Origin of the sequence: Corynebacterium doosanense CAU 212 = DSM 45436 (assembly GCF_000767055.1) — a bacterium.
In the GTDB taxonomy this organism is placed as follows: domain Bacteria; phylum Actinomycetota; class Actinomycetes; order Mycobacteriales; family Mycobacteriaceae; genus Corynebacterium; species Corynebacterium doosanense.
In genome coordinates this window covers 636,006-656,693 of record NZ_CP006764.1, presented here as the reverse complement: position 1 = coordinate 656,693, position 20,688 = coordinate 636,006, and the positions used below count along the sequence as shown (strand labels likewise).

The 20,688-nt window shown below is 67.9% G+C and carries 19 protein-coding genes; 7 read left to right on the top strand and 12 right to left on the bottom strand.

All coding sequences use genetic code 11. The features are described 5' to 3' along the window. Nucleotides 1–2: 2 nt before the first annotated feature. Nucleotides 3–1,502, bottom strand: coding sequence for a 2-methylcitrate dehydratase PrpD (prpD, locus tag CDOO_RS03325; protein ID WP_018021168.1), 1,500 nt, complete (start codon nucleotides 1,500–1,502; stop codon nucleotides 3–5). Between the two features lie 176 nt (nucleotides 1,503–1,678). Here prpD and CDOO_RS03320 point away from each other — a divergent pair, with 176 nt between their 5' ends. Next, nucleotides 1,679–3,001 carry a helix-turn-helix domain-containing protein gene (locus CDOO_RS03320; protein WP_018021169.1) on the top strand — a complete coding sequence of 441 codons (1,323 nt, stop codon included), beginning with the start codon at nucleotides 1,679–1,681 and terminating at the stop codon, nucleotides 2,999–3,001. A 5-nt stretch (nucleotides 3,002–3,006) separates the two neighbouring features. On the opposite strand, the gene CDOO_RS03315 is transcribed toward CDOO_RS03320, so the two are convergent. The 4 genes from CDOO_RS03315 to upp form a co-directional block, all read right to left on the bottom strand. After that, nucleotides 3,007–4,413, bottom strand: coding sequence for an NAD(P)H-quinone dehydrogenase (locus tag CDOO_RS03315; RefSeq protein ID WP_018021170.1), 1,407 nt, complete (start codon nucleotides 4,411–4,413; stop codon nucleotides 3,007–3,009). 78 nt (nucleotides 4,414–4,491) lie between these two features. Next, complete coding sequence (locus tag CDOO_RS03310; RefSeq protein WP_018021171.1) at nucleotides 4,492–5,658, bottom strand: amidohydrolase; 1,167 nt, start codon at nucleotides 5,656–5,658, stop codon at nucleotides 4,492–4,494. A gap of 100 nt (nucleotides 5,659–5,758) precedes the next feature. Beyond that, the gene (locus tag CDOO_RS03305; protein WP_245616239.1) at nucleotides 5,759–6,121 is read right to left on the bottom strand and encodes a helix-turn-helix domain-containing protein; all 363 of its coding nucleotides are present in this window, start codon (nucleotides 6,119–6,121) and stop codon (nucleotides 5,759–5,761) included. Nucleotides 6,122–6,236: 115 nt separating this feature from the next. Further along, nucleotides 6,237–6,872 carry a uracil phosphoribosyltransferase gene (upp, locus tag CDOO_RS03300; RefSeq protein WP_038573601.1) on the bottom strand — a complete coding sequence of 212 codons (636 nt, stop codon included), beginning with the start codon at nucleotides 6,870–6,872 and terminating at the stop codon, nucleotides 6,237–6,239. A 67-nt stretch (nucleotides 6,873–6,939) separates the two neighbouring features. On the opposite strand from upp, the gene CDOO_RS03295 reads away from it, so the two are divergent. The 3 genes from CDOO_RS03295 to CDOO_RS03285 are packed head-to-tail and all read left to right on the top strand — an operon-like array spanning nucleotide 6,940 to nucleotide 9,371. After that, complete coding sequence (locus tag CDOO_RS03295; RefSeq protein WP_018021174.1) at nucleotides 6,940–7,239, top strand: hypothetical protein; 300 nt, start codon at nucleotides 6,940–6,942, stop codon at nucleotides 7,237–7,239. Continuing rightward, the gene (locus tag CDOO_RS03290) at nucleotides 7,236–8,114 is read left to right on the top strand and encodes a C40 family peptidase (RefSeq protein WP_018021175.1); all 879 of its coding nucleotides are present in this window, start codon (nucleotides 7,236–7,238) and stop codon (nucleotides 8,112–8,114) included. The genes CDOO_RS03295 and CDOO_RS03290 overlap by 4 nt, the downstream gene beginning before the upstream one ends. 21 nt (nucleotides 8,115–8,135) lie before the next feature. Then, nucleotides 8,136–9,371, top strand: coding sequence for a hypothetical protein (locus CDOO_RS03285; RefSeq protein WP_018021176.1), 1,236 nt, complete (start codon nucleotides 8,136–8,138; stop codon nucleotides 9,369–9,371). A gap of 11 nt (nucleotides 9,372–9,382) precedes the next feature. Here CDOO_RS03285 and CDOO_RS03280 read toward each other — a convergent pair whose 3' ends face one another. Then, nucleotides 9,383–10,348 (bottom strand): adenosine deaminase family protein, encoded by a 966-nt coding sequence (locus CDOO_RS03280; RefSeq protein ID WP_155861282.1) that lies wholly within the window; start codon nucleotides 10,346–10,348, stop codon nucleotides 9,383–9,385. Nucleotides 10,349–10,386: 38 nt separating this feature from the next. Here CDOO_RS03280 and CDOO_RS03275 point away from each other — a divergent pair, with 38 nt between their 5' ends. Beyond that, complete coding sequence (locus CDOO_RS03275) at nucleotides 10,387–11,601, top strand: D-alanyl-D-alanine carboxypeptidase family protein (RefSeq protein WP_018021178.1); 1,215 nt, start codon at nucleotides 10,387–10,389, stop codon at nucleotides 11,599–11,601. 5 nt (nucleotides 11,602–11,606) lie between these two features. On the opposite strand, the gene CDOO_RS03270 is transcribed toward CDOO_RS03275, so the two are convergent. Both CDOO_RS03270 and trpS read right to left on the bottom strand, forming a co-directional pair. Continuing rightward, nucleotides 11,607–12,689: a YhjD/YihY/BrkB family envelope integrity protein gene (locus CDOO_RS03270; protein ID WP_018021179.1), complete on the bottom strand. Its 1,083-nt coding sequence runs from the start codon at nucleotides 12,687–12,689 to the stop codon at nucleotides 11,607–11,609. 88 nt (nucleotides 12,690–12,777) lie between these two features. Further along, nucleotides 12,778–13,788, bottom strand: a complete 1,011-nt coding sequence (trpS, locus tag CDOO_RS03265) for a tryptophan--tRNA ligase (protein WP_018021180.1) — start codon at nucleotides 13,786–13,788, stop codon at nucleotides 12,778–12,780. 151 nt (nucleotides 13,789–13,939) lie between these two features. Between trpS and CDOO_RS03260 the strand changes: the two genes are divergently transcribed. Further along, nucleotides 13,940–15,178 carry an SLC13 family permease gene (locus CDOO_RS03260; protein WP_018021181.1) on the top strand — a complete coding sequence of 413 codons (1,239 nt, stop codon included), beginning with the start codon at nucleotides 13,940–13,942 and terminating at the stop codon, nucleotides 15,176–15,178. A gap of 53 nt (nucleotides 15,179–15,231) precedes the next feature. Here CDOO_RS03260 and CDOO_RS03255 read toward each other — a convergent pair whose 3' ends face one another. The 4 genes from CDOO_RS03255 to CDOO_RS03240 all read right to left on the bottom strand — a co-directional run bounded on the left by CDOO_RS03255 (nucleotide 15,232) and on the right by CDOO_RS03240 (nucleotide 18,197). Further along, entirely contained in the window at nucleotides 15,232–15,420 is a 189-nt protein-coding gene (locus CDOO_RS03255; protein ID WP_018021182.1) for a hypothetical protein, read from the bottom strand. Nucleotides 15,421–15,510: 90 nt separating this feature from the next. Beyond that, nucleotides 15,511–16,404, bottom strand: coding sequence for an exodeoxyribonuclease III (locus tag CDOO_RS03250; RefSeq protein WP_018021183.1), 894 nt, complete (start codon nucleotides 16,402–16,404; stop codon nucleotides 15,511–15,513). Between the two features lie 9 nt (nucleotides 16,405–16,413). After that, a complete protein-coding gene (locus CDOO_RS03245; protein WP_018021184.1) occupies nucleotides 16,414–16,968 on the bottom strand; it encodes a DUF4126 domain-containing protein in 555 nt (184 codons plus the stop codon). After that, on the bottom strand, nucleotides 16,968–18,197 hold the full coding sequence (locus tag CDOO_RS03240) for an MFS transporter (RefSeq protein ID WP_245616237.1): 1,230 nt from the start codon (nucleotides 18,195–18,197) through the stop codon (nucleotides 16,968–16,970). The genes CDOO_RS03245 and CDOO_RS03240 overlap by 1 nt, the downstream gene beginning before the upstream one ends. A 152-nt stretch (nucleotides 18,198–18,349) precedes the next feature. On the opposite strand from CDOO_RS03240, the gene CDOO_RS03235 reads away from it, so the two are divergent. Beyond that, complete coding sequence (locus tag CDOO_RS03235; RefSeq protein WP_018021186.1) at nucleotides 18,350–20,539, top strand: NADP-dependent isocitrate dehydrogenase; 2,190 nt, start codon at nucleotides 18,350–18,352, stop codon at nucleotides 20,537–20,539. Nucleotides 20,540–20,688 lie beyond the last annotated feature (149 nt).

The following is a 20,688-nucleotide window of genomic DNA, read 5'->3' as shown; positions in this document are numbered from 1 at the left end:
GACTAAAGGAGTCCTTCCTGGGTCTCGGGCGCCTTCGCCAGCACGTCCGGGTCGATGGTGATGTTGAGCTCGGAGAGGTCGGTGAGCTCGGCGGTGTTCTCCGCGGCAGCGAGGAAGCGGTCCTGCTCCTCCGGCGCGATGACACCCTCTGCGAGCGTGCGGAACTTGTTCACGTACTGCTCACGGGCGAAGGGACGGGCGCCGAGGGGGTGGGCGTCGGCAATGGCCAGCTCCTCCTGGACGACGCTGCCGTCCTTCATGGTGACGATGGCCCGGCCACCGAACGCCTTCTCCGCCGGGTCGGTGCTGAGGTAGCGACGGGTCCACTCGGGATCCTCGACCGTGGTGATCTTGTGCCACAGCTCGACGGTCTCGGGGCGGTGCGCGCGCTCCGGGGAGTAGGAGCGCTCGTGGTGCCACTCGCCGTCCTCGAGGGCGACGGCGAAGATGTACATGATGGAGTGGTCCAGGGTCTCGCGGGTGGAGTCCGGGTCCATCTTCTGCGGGTCGTTGGCGCCGGTGCCGATGACGTAGTGGGTGTGGTGCGAGGTCTGCAGGACGATGTTGTCCACCTGCGTGAGGTCGTCGATCCGGCCGCGCATGAGCCGGGCCAGGTCGATGATGGCCTGCGCCTGGTACTCCGCGGAGTGCTCCTTGGTGAAGGTGTCCAGGATGCCGCGCTTGGCCTCACCCTCCTCCGGAAGCGGGATGGTGTACTCGTGGTCCGGGCCGCCCAGCAGCCAGGCGATGACGCCGTCCTCGCCCTCCCAGATCGGGGCCGGCGCGCCCTCGCCGCGCATGGTGCGGTCGACGGCCTCGATGGCCATCTTTCCGGCGAAGGACGGGGCGTAGGCCTTCCAGGACGAGATCTCGCCCTTGCGGGACTGGCGGGTGGCGGTCGTCGTGTGCAGCGCCTGGCCGATGGCCTGGTAGATGCGGTCGACGTCGAGGCCCAGCAGGGTGCCGATGCCCGCGGCCACCGAGGGGCCGAGGTGGGCGACGTGGTCGATCTTGTGGGCGTGCAGGCACATGCCCCGCACGAGGTCGACCTGGATCTCGTATCCCGTGGCCACGCCGCGCAGCAGGTCACGGCCGTTTTTGCCCGAGGTCTGCGCCGCGGCGAGGATCGGCGGGATGTTGTCGCCGGGGTGGGAATACTCCTCGGCGAGGAAGGTGTCGTGGAAGTCGAGCTCGCGCACGGCGGTGCCGTTGGCCCAGGCGGCCCACTCGGCGGAGTAGGTGCCGGAGAGGCCGAAGACGCTGGCGCCCTTGCCGGAGGTGGGGTGAGCCTCGGCCTGGCGGCGGGCCACGGTGACGGGCCGGCGCAGGACGGAGGCGGCGGAGACGGAGGCGTTGTCGATGATCCGGTTGATGATCATCTCCTCGACCTCGGGGAGGACATCCACGGGGTCGGCGGCGACACGGGCAATCTTGTGGGCCAGGTGTTCCTCGTAGGGGAACTCCTCGGCGGAGCGGCGGGTGCGGACACTGTGGTTGATCAAGACTTCTCCCTCAGAGACAGATTCGGGGTTTTTCCGGTTGTGACCCCCAACCCTAGGAGCTTTGGTTGTGTGATTCGACACCCTCACGTGGTGTAAGTTTGTGAACGTAACTTGCGGGTTCGGTGAAACCTGTGGAAATCACTGCACACAGGCGCTTTCAGAGGGGGGCGAGGTCCATGACCAAACACTTTGCGGGGGCAAAGATCCGCACCCTACGCAGACAGCACGAGCTCACCCAGACCGACATGGCCGCGCGCCTGGGCATGTCCACGAGTTACCTCAACCAGCTCGAGAACGACCAGCGCCCGCTCACCGTCGCGGTGCTGCTCTCTCTGACCGGCACGTTCGACGTGGACACGTCGTTCTTCTCCGGCGACCGCGAGGCCGCCACGGTCGCCGAACTCGCCGAGGCGTTCCCCCTGGTACCGGGCACGGAGCTCGCCGACCTCGCGGCCCGCTACCCCACGCTTGTCGACGACCTGCTCACCCGTACGCGGGAAACCACCGGAGACGGCCTCAACCCCTACGAGCGGGTGCGCGACTACTTCTTCGACGCCCGCAACTACATCCACGAACTCGACACAGCGGCCGAGGAGCTGGCCGGCTCCCTGGGGCGCCAGCAGTTCCGGGTCAGCCGCCTCGCCGCCCTCTTCGACGAGAAGTTCGGCGTCACCGTGCGTTTCCACGGCCCCACCGACGGCCCGCGCCGCCACTTCGACCACCTCAACCGGGAACTCACGCTGCGCACCGGGCTCACGGAGGCCCAGCAGTGTTTCCAGCTCGCCCTGCAGTACGCGCTGACACGCCACCGGGACCTGCTGGGGGAACTCTCCGCCATGCTTCCCGACGACGGTTCCCGCGATCTCGCTGCGCTGGGCCTCGCCCAGTACTTCGCCGGCGCGGTGACCATGCCCTACACCGAGTTTCTCGACTACGCCGAGCAGGTGCGCTACGACATCGACCTGGTCGCCGAGCGCTTCGGCACCAGCTTCGAGTCGACCTGCCACCGGCTGTCCACGCTCCAGCGGCCGGGCTCACGCGGGGTTCCGCTGTTCTTCATCCGCACAGACCGCGCGGGCAACATCTCCAAGCGGCAGTCCGCCACCCGGTTCCACTTCTCCCGCCGCGGCGGATCTTGTCCCTTGTGGGTGCTGCACCGGGCGTTCGAGACCCCCTCACGCATCACCCGGCAGGTGGCGGCCATGCCCGACGGGCACCATTACCTGTGGGTGGCGCGCTACGTCTCGGGCGCGACGAGCGGCTTCGGCCGCCCGCGCAAGGAGTTTGCCGTGGCTCTGGGCTGTGACCTGGACCAGGCTCACCGGCTGATCTACTCCGACGGCCTGGAACTGACCTCCCAGGCGGCCACGCCGATCGGGCCCGGCTGCACGGCGTGCCCCCGCACGTCCTGCCCGCAGCGGGCCTTCCCCGCCACGGGCCACGGGATCGGGGTCGACTTCAACGTCTCCCACGAGGCCCCGTACGTGACGGGGAGCTAGCTCAATTAATCCAGGTGCTCGTGCTTGACCAGGCGACGTGCCGCCTCGGTGATCGAGCCCGACAGCGACGGGTAGACCGAGAAGGTGTTCGCCAGGTCCTCCACGGTGAGACCCTTGGCCACGGCCAGGGTGACCGGGAGGATGAGCTCGGAGGCGGTGGGGGCGACGATGACGCCACCGAGAATGCGGCCCGAGTACTCGGAGGCGAAGAGTTTGACAAAACCGTGGCGCAGGGAGCGCATCTTCGCGCGCGGGTTCGAGGTCAGCGGCAGCATGATGGTGCGGGTGCCGGCCCCCTGATCAGAGATCTCGCGCTCGCTGACGCCGACGGTGGCGATCTCCGGGCGGGTGAACACGGCCTGGGAGGCGGTCTTCAGGCGCAGCGGCTGGACGCTGTCGCCGAGGGCGTGGTTCATGGCGATGCGTCCCTGCATCGCAGCGACGGACGCCAGCGGCATGAGGTCGGAGCAGTCGCCGGCGGCGTAGATCTCAGAGATGTTGGTGCGTGAGACCCGGTCGACGTGGATGTGGCCGGACTCGGTCACCTCCACCCCGAGGTTCTCCAGGCCCAGGCCCTCGGTGTTGGGGATCGCGCCGATGGACATCAGGCAGTGCGAGCCGGTGATCTCGCGGCCGTCCTGCGTGCGCACGATGACACCTTCGCCGGTGTTCTCCACCGACTCCACTCGCGCGTCCTTCTCCAGGAGCACGCCGCGCTCACTGAGCACCTTCTCCAGGGTGTCAGCGGCATCCGCGTCGTCGTGGGGAAGGATGCGGTCGCGGGAGGCGACCATGGTGACCTTGGTGCCCAGCTCGGCGAAGGCGGAGACGAACTCCGCACCCGTGACACCGGAGCCGACCACGACGAGGTGGGACGGCATCTCTTTGAGGGAGTAGATCTGCTGCCAGTTGAGGATGCGGTCGCCGTCCGGCTTGGCGGAGGGGAGCACACGCGGGTGGGACCCGGTGGCGATGAGCACGATGTCCGCCTCGATGACCTCCGTGTCACCGTCCGCGAGATCCACGGCGACGCGGTGCAGTGTCGTGGTCGACTGCTCCTCGGCGAAGTAGGCGCGGCCGGTCACCACGCGCACCCCGACGCGCTTCATCTGCGCCTGGATGTCCGCGGACTGGTTCTGCGCGAGCTCGGTGACACGGGCATTGAGCGCGGTCAGCGACAGCTTCGCCTCGGCGAGCGCGTCGTTGAGGCCCATCTCGTCGGCACGACGGAGGTCGGTCTTAATGTTGGAGCCGGCAATGAAGGATTTCGAGGGGACGCAGTCTAGCAGGACGGAGTTTCCGCCCATCCCCTTGTCTTCGACGATCGTGACATCCGCGCCCTGCGCGTATCCGACCAGGGCAGCCTCGTAGCCGCCCGGACCACCGCCGATGATGACAACTCGCTTCTTCACTACGTCGATTCCTCCGTTGATGCCTATAAGTCAGTTACGCAAAACTGACTCTACAGTCCACGGGGGCTGTGCGCGCAGTCAGGGAGCGGCGGAATACTCGTCGAGAAGCGCAGCGAACACCGACACCCCGACTGTGATGGCACCCTCATCCACGAGAAGATCTCCCTGGTGGAGGTCGTGCCTGTCCCCCTCGCCCGACCAGCAACCCAGCCGGGCCATCGACCCGGGCACGTGCTCGAGGTACCACGAGAAGTCCTCGCCACCCGAGGACTGCGGCGACTCGACGATGGACTGCGGGTCCATGCGTTTGCCGGCGGCGGCGAACAGCGCAGTGGCCACGTCGTCGTTGAGCACCGGGGGAACACCCCGCGTGTACTCGAGTGTGTGGCTGCAACCGGTCGGCGCGAGCACCTGACCGATGAGCTCGGACAACAGCGGCTCCATCGTCCGCCACGTGTGAATGTCCGCGGTGCGCAACGTGCCGCGGAGCCGGCCGGTGTCAGGCATGGCGTTGGGGGCGATGCCGGACTCAATCTGGCCGAACACCAGCACCGTGCCCGTGCGCGGATCCACCCGGCGCGAGAGCAGCGCGGGCAGCTGCGTCGCCAGCGCGCCGAGCCCGTAGATGACGTCCGCGGAGAGGTGCGGGCGGGAGGTGTGCCCGCCGGGGCCGTGGACCACGATGTCGATGACGTCGGAGGCCGAGGTGATCGCCCCGGCGCGGATGCCGATACGACCAACCCGCAGCTTCGGCTCGACGTGCAGGGCGAAGATGGAGTGCACGCCGTTTAGCACGCCGCAGCGGATGACCTCCTCGGCGCCGCCGTCCATGACCTCCTCGGCCGGCTGGAAGATCATGCGCACGCCGTACTCCAGCTCCACGTCGGCCAGCGCGCAGGCCAGGGCCAGGACGACGGTCGTGTGCACGTCGTGCCCGCAGGCGTGGGAGATGCCGTCGTTGAGTGAGGAGAACTCCAGCCCCGTGGACTCCGGCAACGGGAGGGCGTCGATATCGGCGCGGAAGGCCACCCGTTCTGTGTCGTTCGGCCCGATGTCCACCATGAGGCCGGTGCCCGGGAAGAGCACGGGCTCAAACCCGTGGGCACGCAGAACGGTGGCGAGGAACTCCGTGGTCTGGTGCTCCTGGTTGGACAGCTCGGGGTGGGCGTGAATGTGGCGACGCCAGCCGAGGACCTCGTCGCGGTGGGCGCGCATCCATGCCTCAACCTGGGCGGTGACAGACATGGCGTGGTCCTTTCGTCCTATCGCTTCTGCGCCTGCCGGGAAGGCACGCGCGGTCCGGGGAGACTCTCCGCAGAAGTCTACAACTAGACCAAGCGGTTCGTTAATCGCCCCCGGGGACCACGAACTCGGGCTCGTCGCCCGGCTCGGCCAGGGCGAGATGCCGTGGTGAGAACCGTCGGAGATCCGCCGGGTCCGCTGGCCAGCGCATCGCCACCGGCAACTCCTCCGGCGGGCACACGTGGAGGATCCGCTCCCCCACACCGGGCAGCAGCGCAGCGGGCGGGACGGCCAGCGCCTGCGCCAGGCGGTACACCGTGGACAACTGCGGATCGGAGGGTTTGCGCCCCGCGTTCTCATTCCTCTCCAGGTTGGAGATGACGTTGCGCGAGACTCCCGCGAGCTCGGCGAGCCGGGTCTGGCTCATCCCCCGTGCCGTCCGGACCGCGCGCAGCCGTCTGGCCATGGTGTGGCCGTAACTCCCCCAGTGTGCCCATTGCCCCGCCATGTGAACGTCCCCCCGACAACCACCCGACCTGTGCCCCCGAGTCTAGGGGCTCACCAGGTCTGGCGCAGGGTTCTCACAGGTCGATGTTGCGCGGTCCGTAGAGCCGGTCGCCGGCGTCGCCCAGCCCGGGGACGATGTACGCGTCGTCGTTGAGCTCGGGATCGATGGCGGCGGTGACCAGGCGCACCGGCAGGCCGGAGTTGGCGAGCGCGTCCACGCCCGGCTGGGCGGAGACGACACACACGGCGGTGATGTCCGTGGCGCCGCGTTCGGCGAGCAACCGGACGGCGTGCAGCAGCGAACCGCCCGTGGCCAGCATGGGGTCGACGACGAAGACCGGCTGGTCGGTGAGGTCCTGCGGCAGCGCCTCAAGGTAGGGCACGGGCTCGTGGGTCTGCTCATCCCGGGCAAGACCGATGAAACCCACCTGGGCGTCGCGGATCATGGCCAGGGCAGGATCGATCATGCCCAGCCCGGCGCGGATCACCGGAACGATGATCGGCGGCTGCTCCAGGCGGGTGCCCTCCGTCTGTGCCACGGGCGTCGCCAGCGGGAACTTCTCCACCGCCAGGTCGCGGCTCGCCTCGTACACCAGCATCATGGCCAAGTCCGAGAGCGCGGAGCGGAAGGCCGCGTTCTCGCTGCGTGCGTCGCGCAGGAGGGTGAGGCGGGAGGCTGCGAGCGGGTGATCGACCACGGTGATGTCCATGGCCTCCATGCTAGGCCACGGGTGGATGGCCGGGAACCATTCCCGCAGGGGGAGGGTCTAAGAGACCATGAGCATGCTTGACCACGACCACGACCTCGACATCGACACCGAACGCACCCGCGCGCTGGCCCGGGACCTCCGCTCCGCCGCCACCCTCACTCCCCTGCCGGCCTATTCCCTGCCCGCTCTCCCCGGCCCGACTGCCGCAGTGACTTCCTCCCTCGGCTCGGCGTTGGGGGCACTGCAGCGACGCTCGCGGATCTTCGCCTCGCATCTCGACGCCCTCTCCACCGACGCCGAGACCTTCATCGGCAATGTCCGCAGCACTGATTCCTCGCTGGGCGGGACGTTTGGGGCGACGCTGTGAAACAGGTCGTCGACGCGCTGCACACCCTGTCCGCCCTCGAACCACCCCGCCTGCCCGCGCCGTCGATCCCGGCGCTGCCCGATCTCGCCGCGGTGGGACCGCTCGCGGCCGACATGAGCGCGGACGCCACTGGGCTGCTCTCCGCACTCGAGCTCCATGGCCGGGAGCGGGACACGGTGACCGAGCTCGTCTCCCGGGCCGGTCCCCTGATCGAGGCCGCCGCGCGCGACCTCATTGCCATCGGCGTCGGCCTAGTGCGGCGGGCGATCCCCGTCGCGGCGGGCTTGCTCACTCCCAGCCTGGCCGGCAACGCCGCGGCGCACGCCGAGCTGACCCTGCTCGCCACCGAGGCCGTGGGCAGCGCGCAGTCCCGCCTGCGCCAGCTCGAACTAGAACTGCAGCCCGTGGTCGCCGGGCTGGACCGGGTGAGCGATGCCGAGGAACCCCGCCTGCGCACGGTTCCCGAACTGCAGTCGGTCACCGGTGCCGGGCACCCGCCCACGCCGGCACCCTCCACCCCGACCGGTGGCTCGGCGGCGGGGCAGGCGGCGGCCGATGCCGCGCTCAGCCAGGTGGGCACCCCCTATGCCTGGGGCGGGACGGGAAACGGCGGGTACGACTGCTCCGGTCTGACGCAGTGGGCGTACCGGCAGGCTGGGGTGGAATTGCCCCGCCTCGCCCAGGAGCAGGACATCGGCCGGCAGGTGAGCGCCGAGGAGTTACAGCCCGGGGACCTGGCCGTGTGGGACGGTCACGTGGCCATGTACACCGGCAACGGGATGATGGTGGAGGCTGGCGATCCGGTGCAGACCAACCCGGTGCGCACCTCCAATATCGGGATGGGTTTCCAGGGCTTCTGGCGACCGACCGGGTAGTTGTCCTCTAGACTTCCGGCCATGAACAACCGCACCATCGTGCCTGTCCAACTCTCCCTGAAGTCCGGCGACGTCTACACCCTGTGGGCGCCCACCTGGACGGAGCGGGGATCCGAGTGGCAGGCCTTCCTCGGGGACCGGGACAACATTCTCGCCTTCCCCACCACGGAGGACCTGCTGCTCTACATCGAGACAAACGACCGTCACGATCTCGTCGACCACCCGCACTGGGCAGCCTTCTCCGCCCGCCCGGACGACCGTGTCGTGCCCGGCAAGAAGGACCACTACGACCTCGTCGGCCTGCCCGACGCGCTGGCCGGTCGGGCCTCCTACGAGAACGTCTCCACCGCCGCCGGGGTCTTCGAGATCACCGAGGCGCTGGCGAACGTGGGCACCGCCGAGGAGGCCTCGATCTTCTTCGCCTCCCATTCGGTGCTCCGCGGAGCCCAGCTCGGTTCGGAACACTTCAGTGGCCCGGAGGGCCTGATCGAGTGGACCGCCATCGGCCGCGCCGTGCTCTCCGGCTGGGCCAAGGTCCTCGATTCCGTCGACGGTGTCGTCCGTGTGGTGGAGACGGATTTCACCGAGGACCGGCGCGCCGAGGCGCAGTCACGGATCTCGGGCGCCGCGGCCAGCGCGGAGGCCGCCCGCCGGGAGGCCGAGGAGCGTCGCCAGACGGAAATGGACCGGGCGGATCCCTACGACACCTCCGTGTGGGCGCAGGCCGGCATCGATCCCGTGAAAATCTCCCTGCAGGGCAAGAGTGTGTACACCCTGCGCACCTACCTGGGTAAGGATCCCGTGTTCCTGGGGCGCTACGGGGACATCTTCACGTTCCCCACGGCCAAGCAGCTGAGCCGCTGGATCCTGGAGAACGACGAGCACGACCTCGCCGGCCTGTCCACCTGGGAGGACATCAAGACCAGCGCGACCGCCGGTGAGCTGGAGGTCTCGGTCCATGAGGACAACGCCTACTCCTTCGCCGGCCTGGCCGACGACATCGCTACCGGGCCCGAGGCCGTGGACAAGGTGCAGATGAACCGCGCCTACGAACTCATGGCGGACGCGGCGGACTGGGCCAACGACGATTCGCTCAATTCCTACCTGCTGGCCAACCCGCGTTTCCAGGACTACCTCTCCTACATGCTCGGCGGCTCGGGTTCCTCCGGCTACGTGCCGTCGAAGCCGTTCACCGATAAGGCGAACAGCTGGAAGGATCTGGAGAACATGCTGGTCAAGCGCTTCACCAAGTTCTAGGCCCGCGTGCTTCAGGAGGGGTCCGCCAGCTGGCTGAAGCTGGCGTCCTCGTTGTAGGCGCCGGAGAGCTCGTCGTAGGCGGGGAGGATGCGCTGCGCGAGGATGGCCGTCCGCTGGGGAACGGGGGCGAAGGCGTTCTCCATGGCGGTGCGGGTGAGCTCGAAGAGCTCGTCGTAGCCGTAGTCGAAGGTCTCCACCAGCCGCATCATCTCGTCGGTCAGCGAACTCACCGTGGACTGGCCGGGGTTGAGCGTGCACGTGAAGCCGAGCTGCTGCAGCAGGCTGAAGGGATGGTCCTCGTAGGAGTCGACCACCCCCATCTCCACCTCGAGCGCAGGGGCCATCTCCAGGACGATGCCGCGGTCGCGGACCCAGGAGGCCACCGGGCCCGCGCCGATACCGTCGATGTCCGCCGTGAGGTCCTCGAAGATCCTCGTTCCATGGCCCAGCCGCAGCGCCCCGAGGCGGAGTGCCTCGGCGATGGAGTCAACTCCCTCGTGTGCCCCGGCGTGGAGCGTGACGGGGATATAGGCGTCGCGTAGTTTCTCCAGCGTCTCGGCGTGCGGAGCCGGGGAATCCTCCGGCCCGGCCAGGTCGAAGCCGACCACGATGCCCCGCGGGTACGCGGCAAGGGTCTCGTCCGCGACGTCGGCGACATGACTGGCGTGGCGCATCGCCGTGAGGATGAGCCGCGCATCGATGCCCTCGACGCTGGTGGCGCCCCGCTCGGCGGCCGCGACGATCTTGTCCAGGGGGAGCACGTCGAGGTTGAGCTCGGGTGAGATCCGGAGCTCCGCGTAGACGACCCCGTCCGCCGCCAGCGCCCGCACCCCGGCCCGCACCGCGGCCTCCACGTCCGCCTCTCCGCGGGCGCCGGTGGTGTCGACATGATCGTGGAGGACCACCTTCGGCAGCGCGGCGACCTGCTCGCGGGTGACCTGCTTGTGCAGCGGACTGACGTTTGGCGAGTTGCGCATGCGGCCCATGGTAACCGGCGGTCTAGGATGTCACTGCCATGAAATCCCACCTTCACCGAATCACCGCAGCCAGTGTCTCCGCCTCCCTGCTCCTCGCCCACCCGGCGACGGCCCAGGAGTCCGAGACCCCCGGGGTTCAGACCACCATCGAGTCCACGACCAGGGAGCAGGCGCCGAACACCGACGACTGCCCCAACGCCCTGGTCCCCCCGGAGCCGACCACCACCTCGGAGGCTCTGGCCCCGGGGATGAGCAGCCCCGCTCCCCTGCCTCCCGCCGGCGACACGCAGTGCGGAGTCTCGGCCATCCCCGGTTTTGTCGTCCCGAACGAGGTCCTCGCCAGCGCGTGGATCGTCGCGGACCTGGATTCCGGCGAGATCATCGCCCAGAAGGACCCGCACGGGCGCTACCGCCCGGCATCGATCATCAAGGCGCTCCTGGCGCTGGTTGTCATCCACGAGCTGGACCCGGCCAAGCCGGTGACCGTGAGCCACGAGTCCGCGTCGCAGGACGGTTCCGCGGTGGGCATCGGCGAGGGCGGGGTCTACACCGTCGAGCAGCTGCTCGAGGGCCTGCTGCTGGCCAGCGGCAACGACGCCGCGCACGCGCTGGCGCAGGAACTCGGCGGCGACGAGGCGACGTTGCGCAAGGTCAACGACCTCGCCGCCCAGCTGGGTACGACCGACACCCGCGTGGTCACCTACTCCGGGCTGGACGCCCCGGGCATGTCCTCCTCGGCGCACGACCTGGGCCTGATCTACCGCGCCGCGTTCGCCGATCCCACCTTCGCCCGGATAGTGGGCACCGAGTCCGTCGATTTCCCCGGTTACGAGGACCACGAGGGTTATGAGGTCTGGAACGACAACGGCCTGTTCATGAACGACCCCGACGGCATCGGAGGCAAGACCGGGTTCACCGACGACGCCCACCACACCTTCGTCGGCGCGATGGACCGCGGCGGTCGTCGTCTCGTGGCCATTCTCCTCGACACCACCATCGACAGCGGTCGTGCCTGGGAGCAGGCCCAGCGGCTCCTGCACGAGGCGTACACGCACCCGGCGGGCACGAATGTCGGCACCCTCGCCCAGCCGGCGGCAGCCACCGGCACCGCCGCGGCCCCCTCCACCGAGGCGACCCCGGTTCGTGCCGGGGCACAGGAAAACCGCGGGATCCCGCTCCTGGGAGTCGGGATCACCGCGGTGGTGATTCTCCTTCTGCTGGCGGCCGCCGCGCTCATGCTGCGGCGTCGCTAGCGGGCTTATCGACGCCCGGTTGCCCACGTCGCCAGCGCGGCACCCGCCACGCCGATGGCCGCGCCGAGTCCGACGAGAGCACCGGATCCCGGTGCCTCCTTGACCTCGGTGCGCACGTGGATCACGGCCGGATCCGGGGCGTGCCGCGGGGCGATGGCGAGGGATTCCTCGGTGGTCGCGGCCCAGGCGGAGAGGTACATGACCACGCGCCAGATCAGGTAGAAGATGAGCATGAGACCGATGACGGGGCCGAAGACCGCGCCGGCGGGGTTGCCCAGCAGCGCGCCGAAGATCAGCGTGGAGAACTGTTTGATCACCTCGAAGAGCAGCGCCCCGATGAGGGCGGCCTTCACGCCGGAGTTGCGCGGCACCTTGGTGCGCGGCAGTGCGGAGAGCATCCAGTAGAAGACCAGGAAGTTGGCCAGGATGCCCACGACGAGGCCGACGAAGAAGATGACGATGCTCATGCCGGGGAAGCCGTCGATGTGCATGCGCTCGAGCACCCTCTCGGTCAGTCCCGAGGAGCCGATGATGGTCACGCCGAAGGCGACGAGGAAGGCCAGGAGCAGGCCGATCAGGGCGACGAGGTCGGCGATCTTCTTCATCAGGAAGTTGCCGCCCTCGGTCGGGTCGAGGTGCCACATGGCGGACACGCCCGCGCGCAGGTTGGTCATCCAGCCGAGGCCCGACCACAGGGCGGTGAGGCCGCCGATGCCGATGACGGCGCTGCGCTGCTCGATCGCCTGCTCGATCACCTGGTTGACGGTGCTGCCCAGGTCGTCGGGCAGACTGCCGGCCACCTGGTCCTGGATCTGCTGGAGCACGTCCGGGCGCCCGGCCAGGAAGACGGCCAGCCCGCCGAAGGAGAGCATGGCCAGCGGAATGATGGCCATCACGGAGAAGTAGGTGATGCCCGCGGAGAACTGGTTGCCGCCCTCGGAGGCAAAGCGGTCGTTCATCCGGAGGAGATGGTCCAGTACGGGGGACTTCTCCCGGACCTTCTCCACCGCGCCGGGCTCGTCCGCGTTGACGCGTTCGATTCCGTAATGGTCGGTGTGCCGGCTGTCGGGTGCGGTTCTCGTCGCCATGGCTAGGGGTGCCTCGTCTTCTTGATTGTCGGGTTCGTCAGACTCATCAAAGGTAGACAATACCGGGCGACGACGCACCCCCGGGTTCTCAGCGACGCGGGGCGAGGAAACCGACCTTCTCGTAGACGTCCGCGAGCACCGGCTCGGCGACCTCACGGGCACGCGCGGCACCGCGGGCGAGGATCGCCTCGAGCTCGCCGGGGTCGGACATGAGTTCGTCGTAACGCGCCTTGAGCGGGGTGGTGAACGCCTCCAGCGCCTCGGCGGTGTCCACCTTCAGCGAGCCGTAGCCCTTGCCCTCGTAGCCGGCGACCAGGTCATCGACGGATGTGCCGGTCAGCGCCGACTGGATGACCAGCAGGTTCGACACACCGGGTTTGTTCTCGCGGTCGAAGGCGATCTCGCTGCCGGCGTCGGTGACGGCGGACCTGATGCGCTTGGCGGAGGTCTTGGGATCATCGAGCAGGTTGACCATTCCCTTGGGGTTCGACCCGGACTTGCTCATCTTCGCCGTCGGTTCCTGCAGGTCGTAGATCTTGTTCGCGCCCTGGGGGATGAACGCCTCCGGCACGACGAAGGTCTCCCCGAAGCGGGAGTTGAAGCGCTCCGCGAGGTTGCGCGTGAGCTCCAGGTGCTGGCGCTGGTCCTCCCCCACGGGCACGAGCTGGGGTTTGTACAGCAGAATGTCCGCGGCCATGAGGACGGGGTAGGTGAACAGGCCGACGGTGGTGCGGTCCTGGCCCTGCTTGGCGGACTTGTCCTTGAACTGGGTCATGCGACCGGCCTCGCCGAAGCCGGTGAGGCAGTTGAGTACCCACGTCAGCTCCGCGTGCTGGGGCACGTGCGACTGCACGAAGAGGGTGGACTTCTCGGCGTCGATGCCCAGGGCGATGAGCTGCGCCGCGCCGGCGATGGTGCGCTGGCGCAGCTCCGCCGGGTCCTGGTCGACGGTGATGGCGTGCAGGTCGGGGATGAAGTAGAACGCCTCGTACTGGTCCTGCATGTCGATCCACTGTTTGACCGCCCCGAGGTAGTTACCCAGGTGGTAGGAGTCCGCGGTGGGCTGGATTCCGGACAGGACGCGCTGCAGAGTGCTCATGGGCTAGGAGTCTAACCGCCCTGCGTGAGGCGATGACGGCCTGACCCCGGCCCCGCCCTAAGGTAAGACGACACACCCCCGCACCATCCCCAGCGGCACCACCCCTCGTCGCCGGTTGCACCCGCAGACCCGTCAGATTCAGGATCCCCCCATGCAGCTGGAACTTGTCACCATCGCCGTCCTTGTCATCATGTTCATCATCGGCACCGTCCGCGATCTCAACATGGGGGTGCTCGGCCTCGCGGCGGCTTTCGCCGTCGGCCTCGCCGGCGTGGGGATGGAGGTGGACGACATCTTCGCCGGCTTCCCGGTGGATCTCTTCCTCGCCCTGATGGGCCTGACGTTCCTCTTCGGCTTCGCCCAGCAGAACGGCTCCATCGACCTCATTCTGCAGTGGAGCCTGCGGGCGGTCCGGGGCCGGATCGCCGCGGCCCCGTGGATCTTCTTTGCCCTCGCGGGCCTGCTCATGGGCATCGGCGCCATCTTCGCCATCGCCGTGGTCGCCCCGCTGGCGATTCCCTTCGCTCGGAAATACCGCATCAACCAGTTGATGATGGGCATGATGGTCGTGCACGGTGCCATGGCGGGCGCGTTCTCCCCGATGAGTGTCTACGGGGTGTTCATCAACGGCTTCCTCGCCCAGCAGGGCATCGTGCAGGACAGGTTCCTGCTCTTCGCGGCCTCGTTTGTGTTCAACACGGTTATCGCCGTGATCCTCTACGTGACGCTCGGCGGGCGCTCCCTGCTCGGGCGGCGTATCGACGACACCGACCCCGCCGACCCCTCCCCCTCGCTGCGCCCCGATGCCTACCAGGTGCTCACGCTCGTCGGACTCGCCGCAATGGCCGTGGGCACCGCGGTCTTCGGCCTCGACATCGCCGTCCTGTCGATCGGCATCGGCACCCTGTTGGGCATCGTCAACCCGGGGGACGCCAAGACCTCGCTGGCTGGAGTCAGCTGGGGGACGGCGATTCTCGTCTCCGGCGTCGTCACCTACATCCACGTGCTCCAGGAGGCGGGCACGGTGGAGTTCACCAGCAACGGGATCGCCGCGCTGGGCATGCCGCTGCTGGCCATCCTCCTGCTGTGTTACCTCGGGGGTGTGGTGTCGGCGCTGGCGTCGTCGATAGGCACCATCGGGATCACCGTGGCAATTGTGGCCCCGTTGCTCGCGGGCACCGAACTCAATCCCGTCGCGGTCGTCGCGGCGCTGGCGATCTCGGCGACGGTCGTCGATGTCAGCCCCTTCTCCACCAACGGTGCCATGGTGCTGGCCAACGTGGACAAACAGCAGCAGGGGCTGTTCTTCCGCCAGATGATGATCTATTCCGGAATCATCGTGGCGCTTGGGCCGCTCGCCGCCTGGCTGGCCGTCTTCCTCCCGGCATGAGAAAAGGGCCGGGTGGGAGCGAACTCCCCCCGGCCCTCAACTGAGGCAGGGTGTTAGATCTTCCTGCTGGTGGGCGCGAACAGATCCAGGCCCACCGCCATGCCGGAGATGCTCAGCGCGCCGCCCGTGGCGGTGGTCAGCATGGCCAGGATGGCCCACACGGAGTGGCCGGCATCGTTGATCCACCAGATGCCGGCGGCCAGCAGGATGAGGCCGGGGATGAGGAAAATGAGAGCGCGCATCTACGTCCACCTTAAGACTTATACAGGAGCGGTTTGAAACTATCCCGCTCAGATTAGCAGGTCAGTGCTCTCCGCAACCGGTCTGCACCGTCAGTCGGCGTAGGTGACCAGCAGGGGCGAGTGATCGGACCAGCGGGTCTCCACGCTGTCGGCCTTCTCCACCCAGCTGGACTGCGCCTTGTCCATCATTGACCTGGTGGCTGCCTGGACGTCGATACGCCACCCGGCGTCGTTGTTGAAGGCCTGGCCCCGGAAGGTCCACCAGGTGTAGCCGGCGTCTTCGGGGTGCAGCCGGCGGGCGACGTCGAACCACTGCGGGTCGGAAGTGGCCTCACGCACCGGGCGGTGCGGGTAGTCGACCACGCCGAAGAATTCGCCGAGGCCTTTCTTCTCCTGCGGCTGCTCGTCCGGGAAGGCGCCGAAGACGGAATCCATCCAGGCGCGCTCGTCCGCGAGGTGGCCGGACTTCTTCTCGTTGGACTTCGAGTTCTTCAGGTCCTGCACGCGGTGGCAGATGTTCCAGTCGCCGCCGACGACCATGTCGGGGTGAGTTTCGGCCCGTTCGGACAGCACGTCGGAGAACTCGTCGAGGAAGCGGTACTTCTCGTCGAGTTTCGGCGTGCCCACGGAGCCCGAGGGCAGGTAGAGCGATGCAACCCGCACGTCGCCGAAGGTGCCCTCGATCCACCGGCCGGAGCCGAGGAAGTTGCCGAAACCCACCTCGACGTCCGTGAGCGGCTCGCGGCTGAGGATGCCCACTCCGGCGCGCCCCTTGGCCTCGGCGGAGGCCACCTCGAGGTGCCAACCCGCCTCGAGCGCGGGGGCGAGGGACTTCGCCGCCTCCTCCGGGGTGGCGCGCACCTCCTGCATGAGCACGACGTCCGCGCTCGTGCCCTCGAGCCAGGCGAGCATGCCGGGGTTGTCGTCGTTGCGGACCTTGGTGGCCGCACGGATGCCGTTGACGTTGACGCTAGCGATGATCATGGCCACACCCTATCTAATGCGCCGGACACCCAGCACTCCCAGCGCCGCCACCGCGGCGACCATCAGCGCAGCCGCGATGCCCGGCGCGAGCAACGCCAGCAGAGTGACGGTGAGCGAAGTGGTGTCCTCCACGGTGGAGAGCACCGGGGCGCCGACACCGGCGGTGGAGGCGTTGACCACCGGCCGCGCCGTGGACTTCAACAGGTGGATGGCCAGGGCAATGAGCACCCCGGCGATCACCGCCACCCAGTTGATCTCCGTGCGACCGTCGACAACCTCCGCGGCGCCGAGCCCGGAGGCGAAGACGATGCCGCCGGAGGTGGGCCTGACGACGGTCTGGATCACGTCATTGACCGAGTCCACCACCGGGATCTTGTCGGCGACGAGCTCGACCACGAGCAGCGCGGCGACCACCCCGAGCAGCACCGGGTGGGTCAGCCACAGCCACTCCGGGGGAAGATCCACCAGGTCCGTGCAGCGGGCGAGCAGGCCGAAGACCAACAACGGGATGTAGGCGTTGAGCCCGGCCGCACCCGCCAGGCTCAACGCGGTCATGATCGACATCATGCGCCCTGCACCTCGCGACGACGCAGCGCTGCCGTGGGGACCCACAGCGCGATGGCGAGGAGTGCCAGGCCCGCGCCCGCGATGGCCGGGGCGGCGAAGTTGAATCCGGCGGCGATGACCGCGCCACCGATGGCCGCGCCGACGGCGTTGGCCAGGTTGAGCGCGGAATGGTTGAGCGACGCGGCCAGGGTCTGCGCGTCGCCGGCGACGTCCATGAGCCGCACCTGCAGGGACGGCGTGATGGAGGCACCGAAGAGGCCGATGAGCAGGAAGTTGATCGTGCCCAGCACCGGGTCGAGGCTGGTGAAGTAGAAGGCGACCAGGACGATGAGGATCATGATGAGCGAGAAGAGGATGCCCCGGTCCAGGTTGCGGTCGGCCAGCCGGCCGCCGAGCAGGTTACCCAGCACGTTGCCGATGCCGTAGGCCATGAGCACGATCCAGATCCAGCTCTCGTCCATTCCGGCCCGCTCGGTCATGGTCCACGTGATGTAGGTGTACACGGCGAACATGCCGCCGAAACCCACGGTACCGAGCGCGAGCGTGAGCCACACCTGCGGGCGTTTCAGCGCCCCCAGCTCGGTGCGCACCCCGGTGGGTTTCATGTTCACCATGTGGGGCATGAGGAAGAAGAGCAGGAGGAATGTGGTCAGGCCGATGCCGGCGACCAGCACATACGCCGACACCCAGCCGAGCGCCTGGCCCATGGCCTGCGCGGCGGGAACGCCGATGACCGTGGCCACCGAGAGGCCGAGACCGATGAAGGCGACAGCCCGGCCGCGCTGACCGGGCGGGGACAGCGAGGCGGCGGAGAGCCCGGCGATGGAGAAGTACGCCCCGTGCGGGAGCCCGGCGATGAAACGTGCCGCCATGAGTGTCCAGTAGTTGTCGGCGAACAGGGCGAGCAGGTGCGCGAAGGTAAACACCAGCATGAGCGCGAGCAGGATGCGCCGGCGCGGGATCGAACCCGTGAGCGCGGTAATGAGCGGGGCACCGATGACCACGCCGAGGGCGTAGGCGGAGATGACGTGCCCGGCCTGGGACTCGGTGATGCCGAAGTCGCCGGCGATCATGGGCAGCAGGCCCATGGAGACGAACTCGGTGGTGCCGATGGCGAAGGAACCCAGTGCCATGGCGACCATGACCACCCACCGGCGGGTCGGGGATATGTCGGTCTGACGCGGCACGCGGGGTGGGGAATTGGGGTGATCATTGGTTGACGCCATAGCGGCGTACCGTACCCCGGCGACCCCTCCGACGCACGTCAGATGGCCGGAAGCGGTTCCCCGGCCCGGCGCTAACGGTACGGCCGTTCTGCTGGATCGCGGGTTGCGCGGTATGGTAGAGGAAAACATTTGCTAACTCATAGGGAGAAATTTTGAGCACCATCATCTGGACCCGCACCGACGAAGCACCTCTGCTGGCGACCATTTCGCTCAAGCCCATCGTCGAGGCATTCGCGGCACCGGCTGGAATCAACGTCGAAACGCGAGACATTTCCCTCGCCGCCCGCATCGTCTCCCAGTTCCCGGAGCGTCTCACCGAATCCCAGCGCGCCGATGATCACCTCGCCGAACTGGGTGAACTAGCAAAGACCCCCGAAGCCAACATCATCAAGCTCCCCAACATCTCGGCGTCGCTGGTGCAGCTGAAGAAGGCCATCGCCGAGCTGCAGGCCGACGGCTACGACCTCCCCGACTACGAGGAAGCCAGCGAGCGCTACGACGCCGTCAAGGGCTCCGCCGTCAACCCCGTCCTGCGCGAGGGCAACTCCGACCGACGCGCCCCGCAGGCCGTGAAGAACTTCGTGCGCAACCATCCGCACTCCATGGGCGAGTGGTCGGCGGACTCCAAGACCGCCGTGGCCACCATGACCGAGGGCGATTTTCGCCACAACGAGAAGTCCGTGGTGATGCCCGACGCAGACACCCTCACCATCAAGCTGGTCAAGGCCGACGGCACCGAGGACGTGCTCAAGGACGACCTTAAGGTACTCAAGGGCGAGGTCATCGACGGCACCTTCCTATCGGCCTCCGCCCTCGACTCCTTCCTCGCCGAGCAGGTCAAGCGCGCCAAGGACACCGGCGTGCTGTTCTCCGCCCACCTCAAGGCCACGATGATGAAGGTCTCCGACCCCATCATCTTCGGCCACGTCGTCCGCGCCTACTTCGAGGAGGCGTTCCGCACCTACGGCGACACCCTCTCCGCCAACGGCCTCAACGGCGAGAACGGCCTGGCCAACATCCTCACCGGCCTGGGCGGCCTGGACAACGGCGAAGAGATCAAGGCGCTGTTCACCAAGGGCCTGGACGAGGGCCCGAGCCTGGCCATGGTCAACTCCGACAAGGGCATCACCAACCTGCACGTCCCCTCCGACGTCATCGTCGACGCCTCCATGCCCGCGACGATCCGCTCCTCGGGCAAGATGTGGAACAAGGACAACGCGCTCCAGGACATCCTGGCCGTCATCCCCGACTCCTCCTACGCCGGCATCTACGAGGTCGTCATCGAGGACTGCAAGGCCAACGGCGCCTTCGACCCGGCCACCATGGGCACCGTCCCCAACGTGGGCCTCATGGCGCAGAAGGCCGAGGAGTACGGCTCCCACGACAAGACCTTCAAGATCCCCGCCAGTGGCACCGTCCAGGTGGTCAACTCTGCCGGTGACGTGCTCATGGAGCACGACGTCGAGGCCGGCGACATCTGGCGCGCCTGCCAGACCAAGGACGCCCCGATCCGCGACTGGGTCAAGCTCGCCGTCAACCGCGCGCGTCTGTCCGGCATGAAGACGATCTTCTGGCTCGACCCGACCCGCGCCCACGACGCCAACCTCATCAACCTGGTGAACACCTACCTCGGCGACCATGACACCGAGGGCCTGGACATCTCCATCGAGTCCCCCGTCGACGCCACGCGCATCTCCATCGAGCGCATCCGCAAGGGCGAGGACACCGTCTCCGTCACCGGCAACGTGCTGCGTGACTACAACACGGACCTCTTCCCCATCCTCGAGCTGGGCACCTCCGCCAAGATGCTCTCCGTCGTTCCGCTCATGGCGGGAGGCGGCCTCTTCGAGACCGGTGCCGGCGGCTCCGCCCCGAAACACGTGCAGCAGGTGCTCAAGGAGAACCACCTGCGCTGGGACTCCCTCGGCGAGTTCCTCGCCCTGGCCGAATCCCTGCGCCACGAGAAGAACGAGCGTGGCAACGCCAAGGCCGGCGTCCTCGCCGACGCCCTGGACAAGGCCACCGAGCGCCTGCTCAACGAGGGCAAGTCCCCCTCGCGTGTCGTCGGTGAGATCGACAACCGCGGCTCGCACTTCTACCTGGCCGCCTTCTGGGCGAAGGAACTGGCCAACCAGACCGAGGACGCCGAACTCGCCGAGGTCTTCGGCCCCGTCGCTGAGGAACTCGCCGAGAAGGCCGACTCCATCAACCAGGGGCTTATCGACGTCCAGGGCCAGCCCGTCGATCTCGGCGGCTACTACTGGCCGTCCATTCCGAAGATGCTCGAGGTCATGCGCCCGGTCGACGAGTTCAACCAGATCATCAACCAGCTGCGTAAGTAGCTGACCCAGCCAGTCCCCGCCCTCTCCGTGAGGACGGGGATTTGTTGTGCGGCCCTCACCCGAAAGAGACCGCTCGGTCTAATTTTATTCATGCGTATGTACTGGTGATGGCGTCGTCACGCCAGAGGTGCTTAACAAGGCTTGAGAGC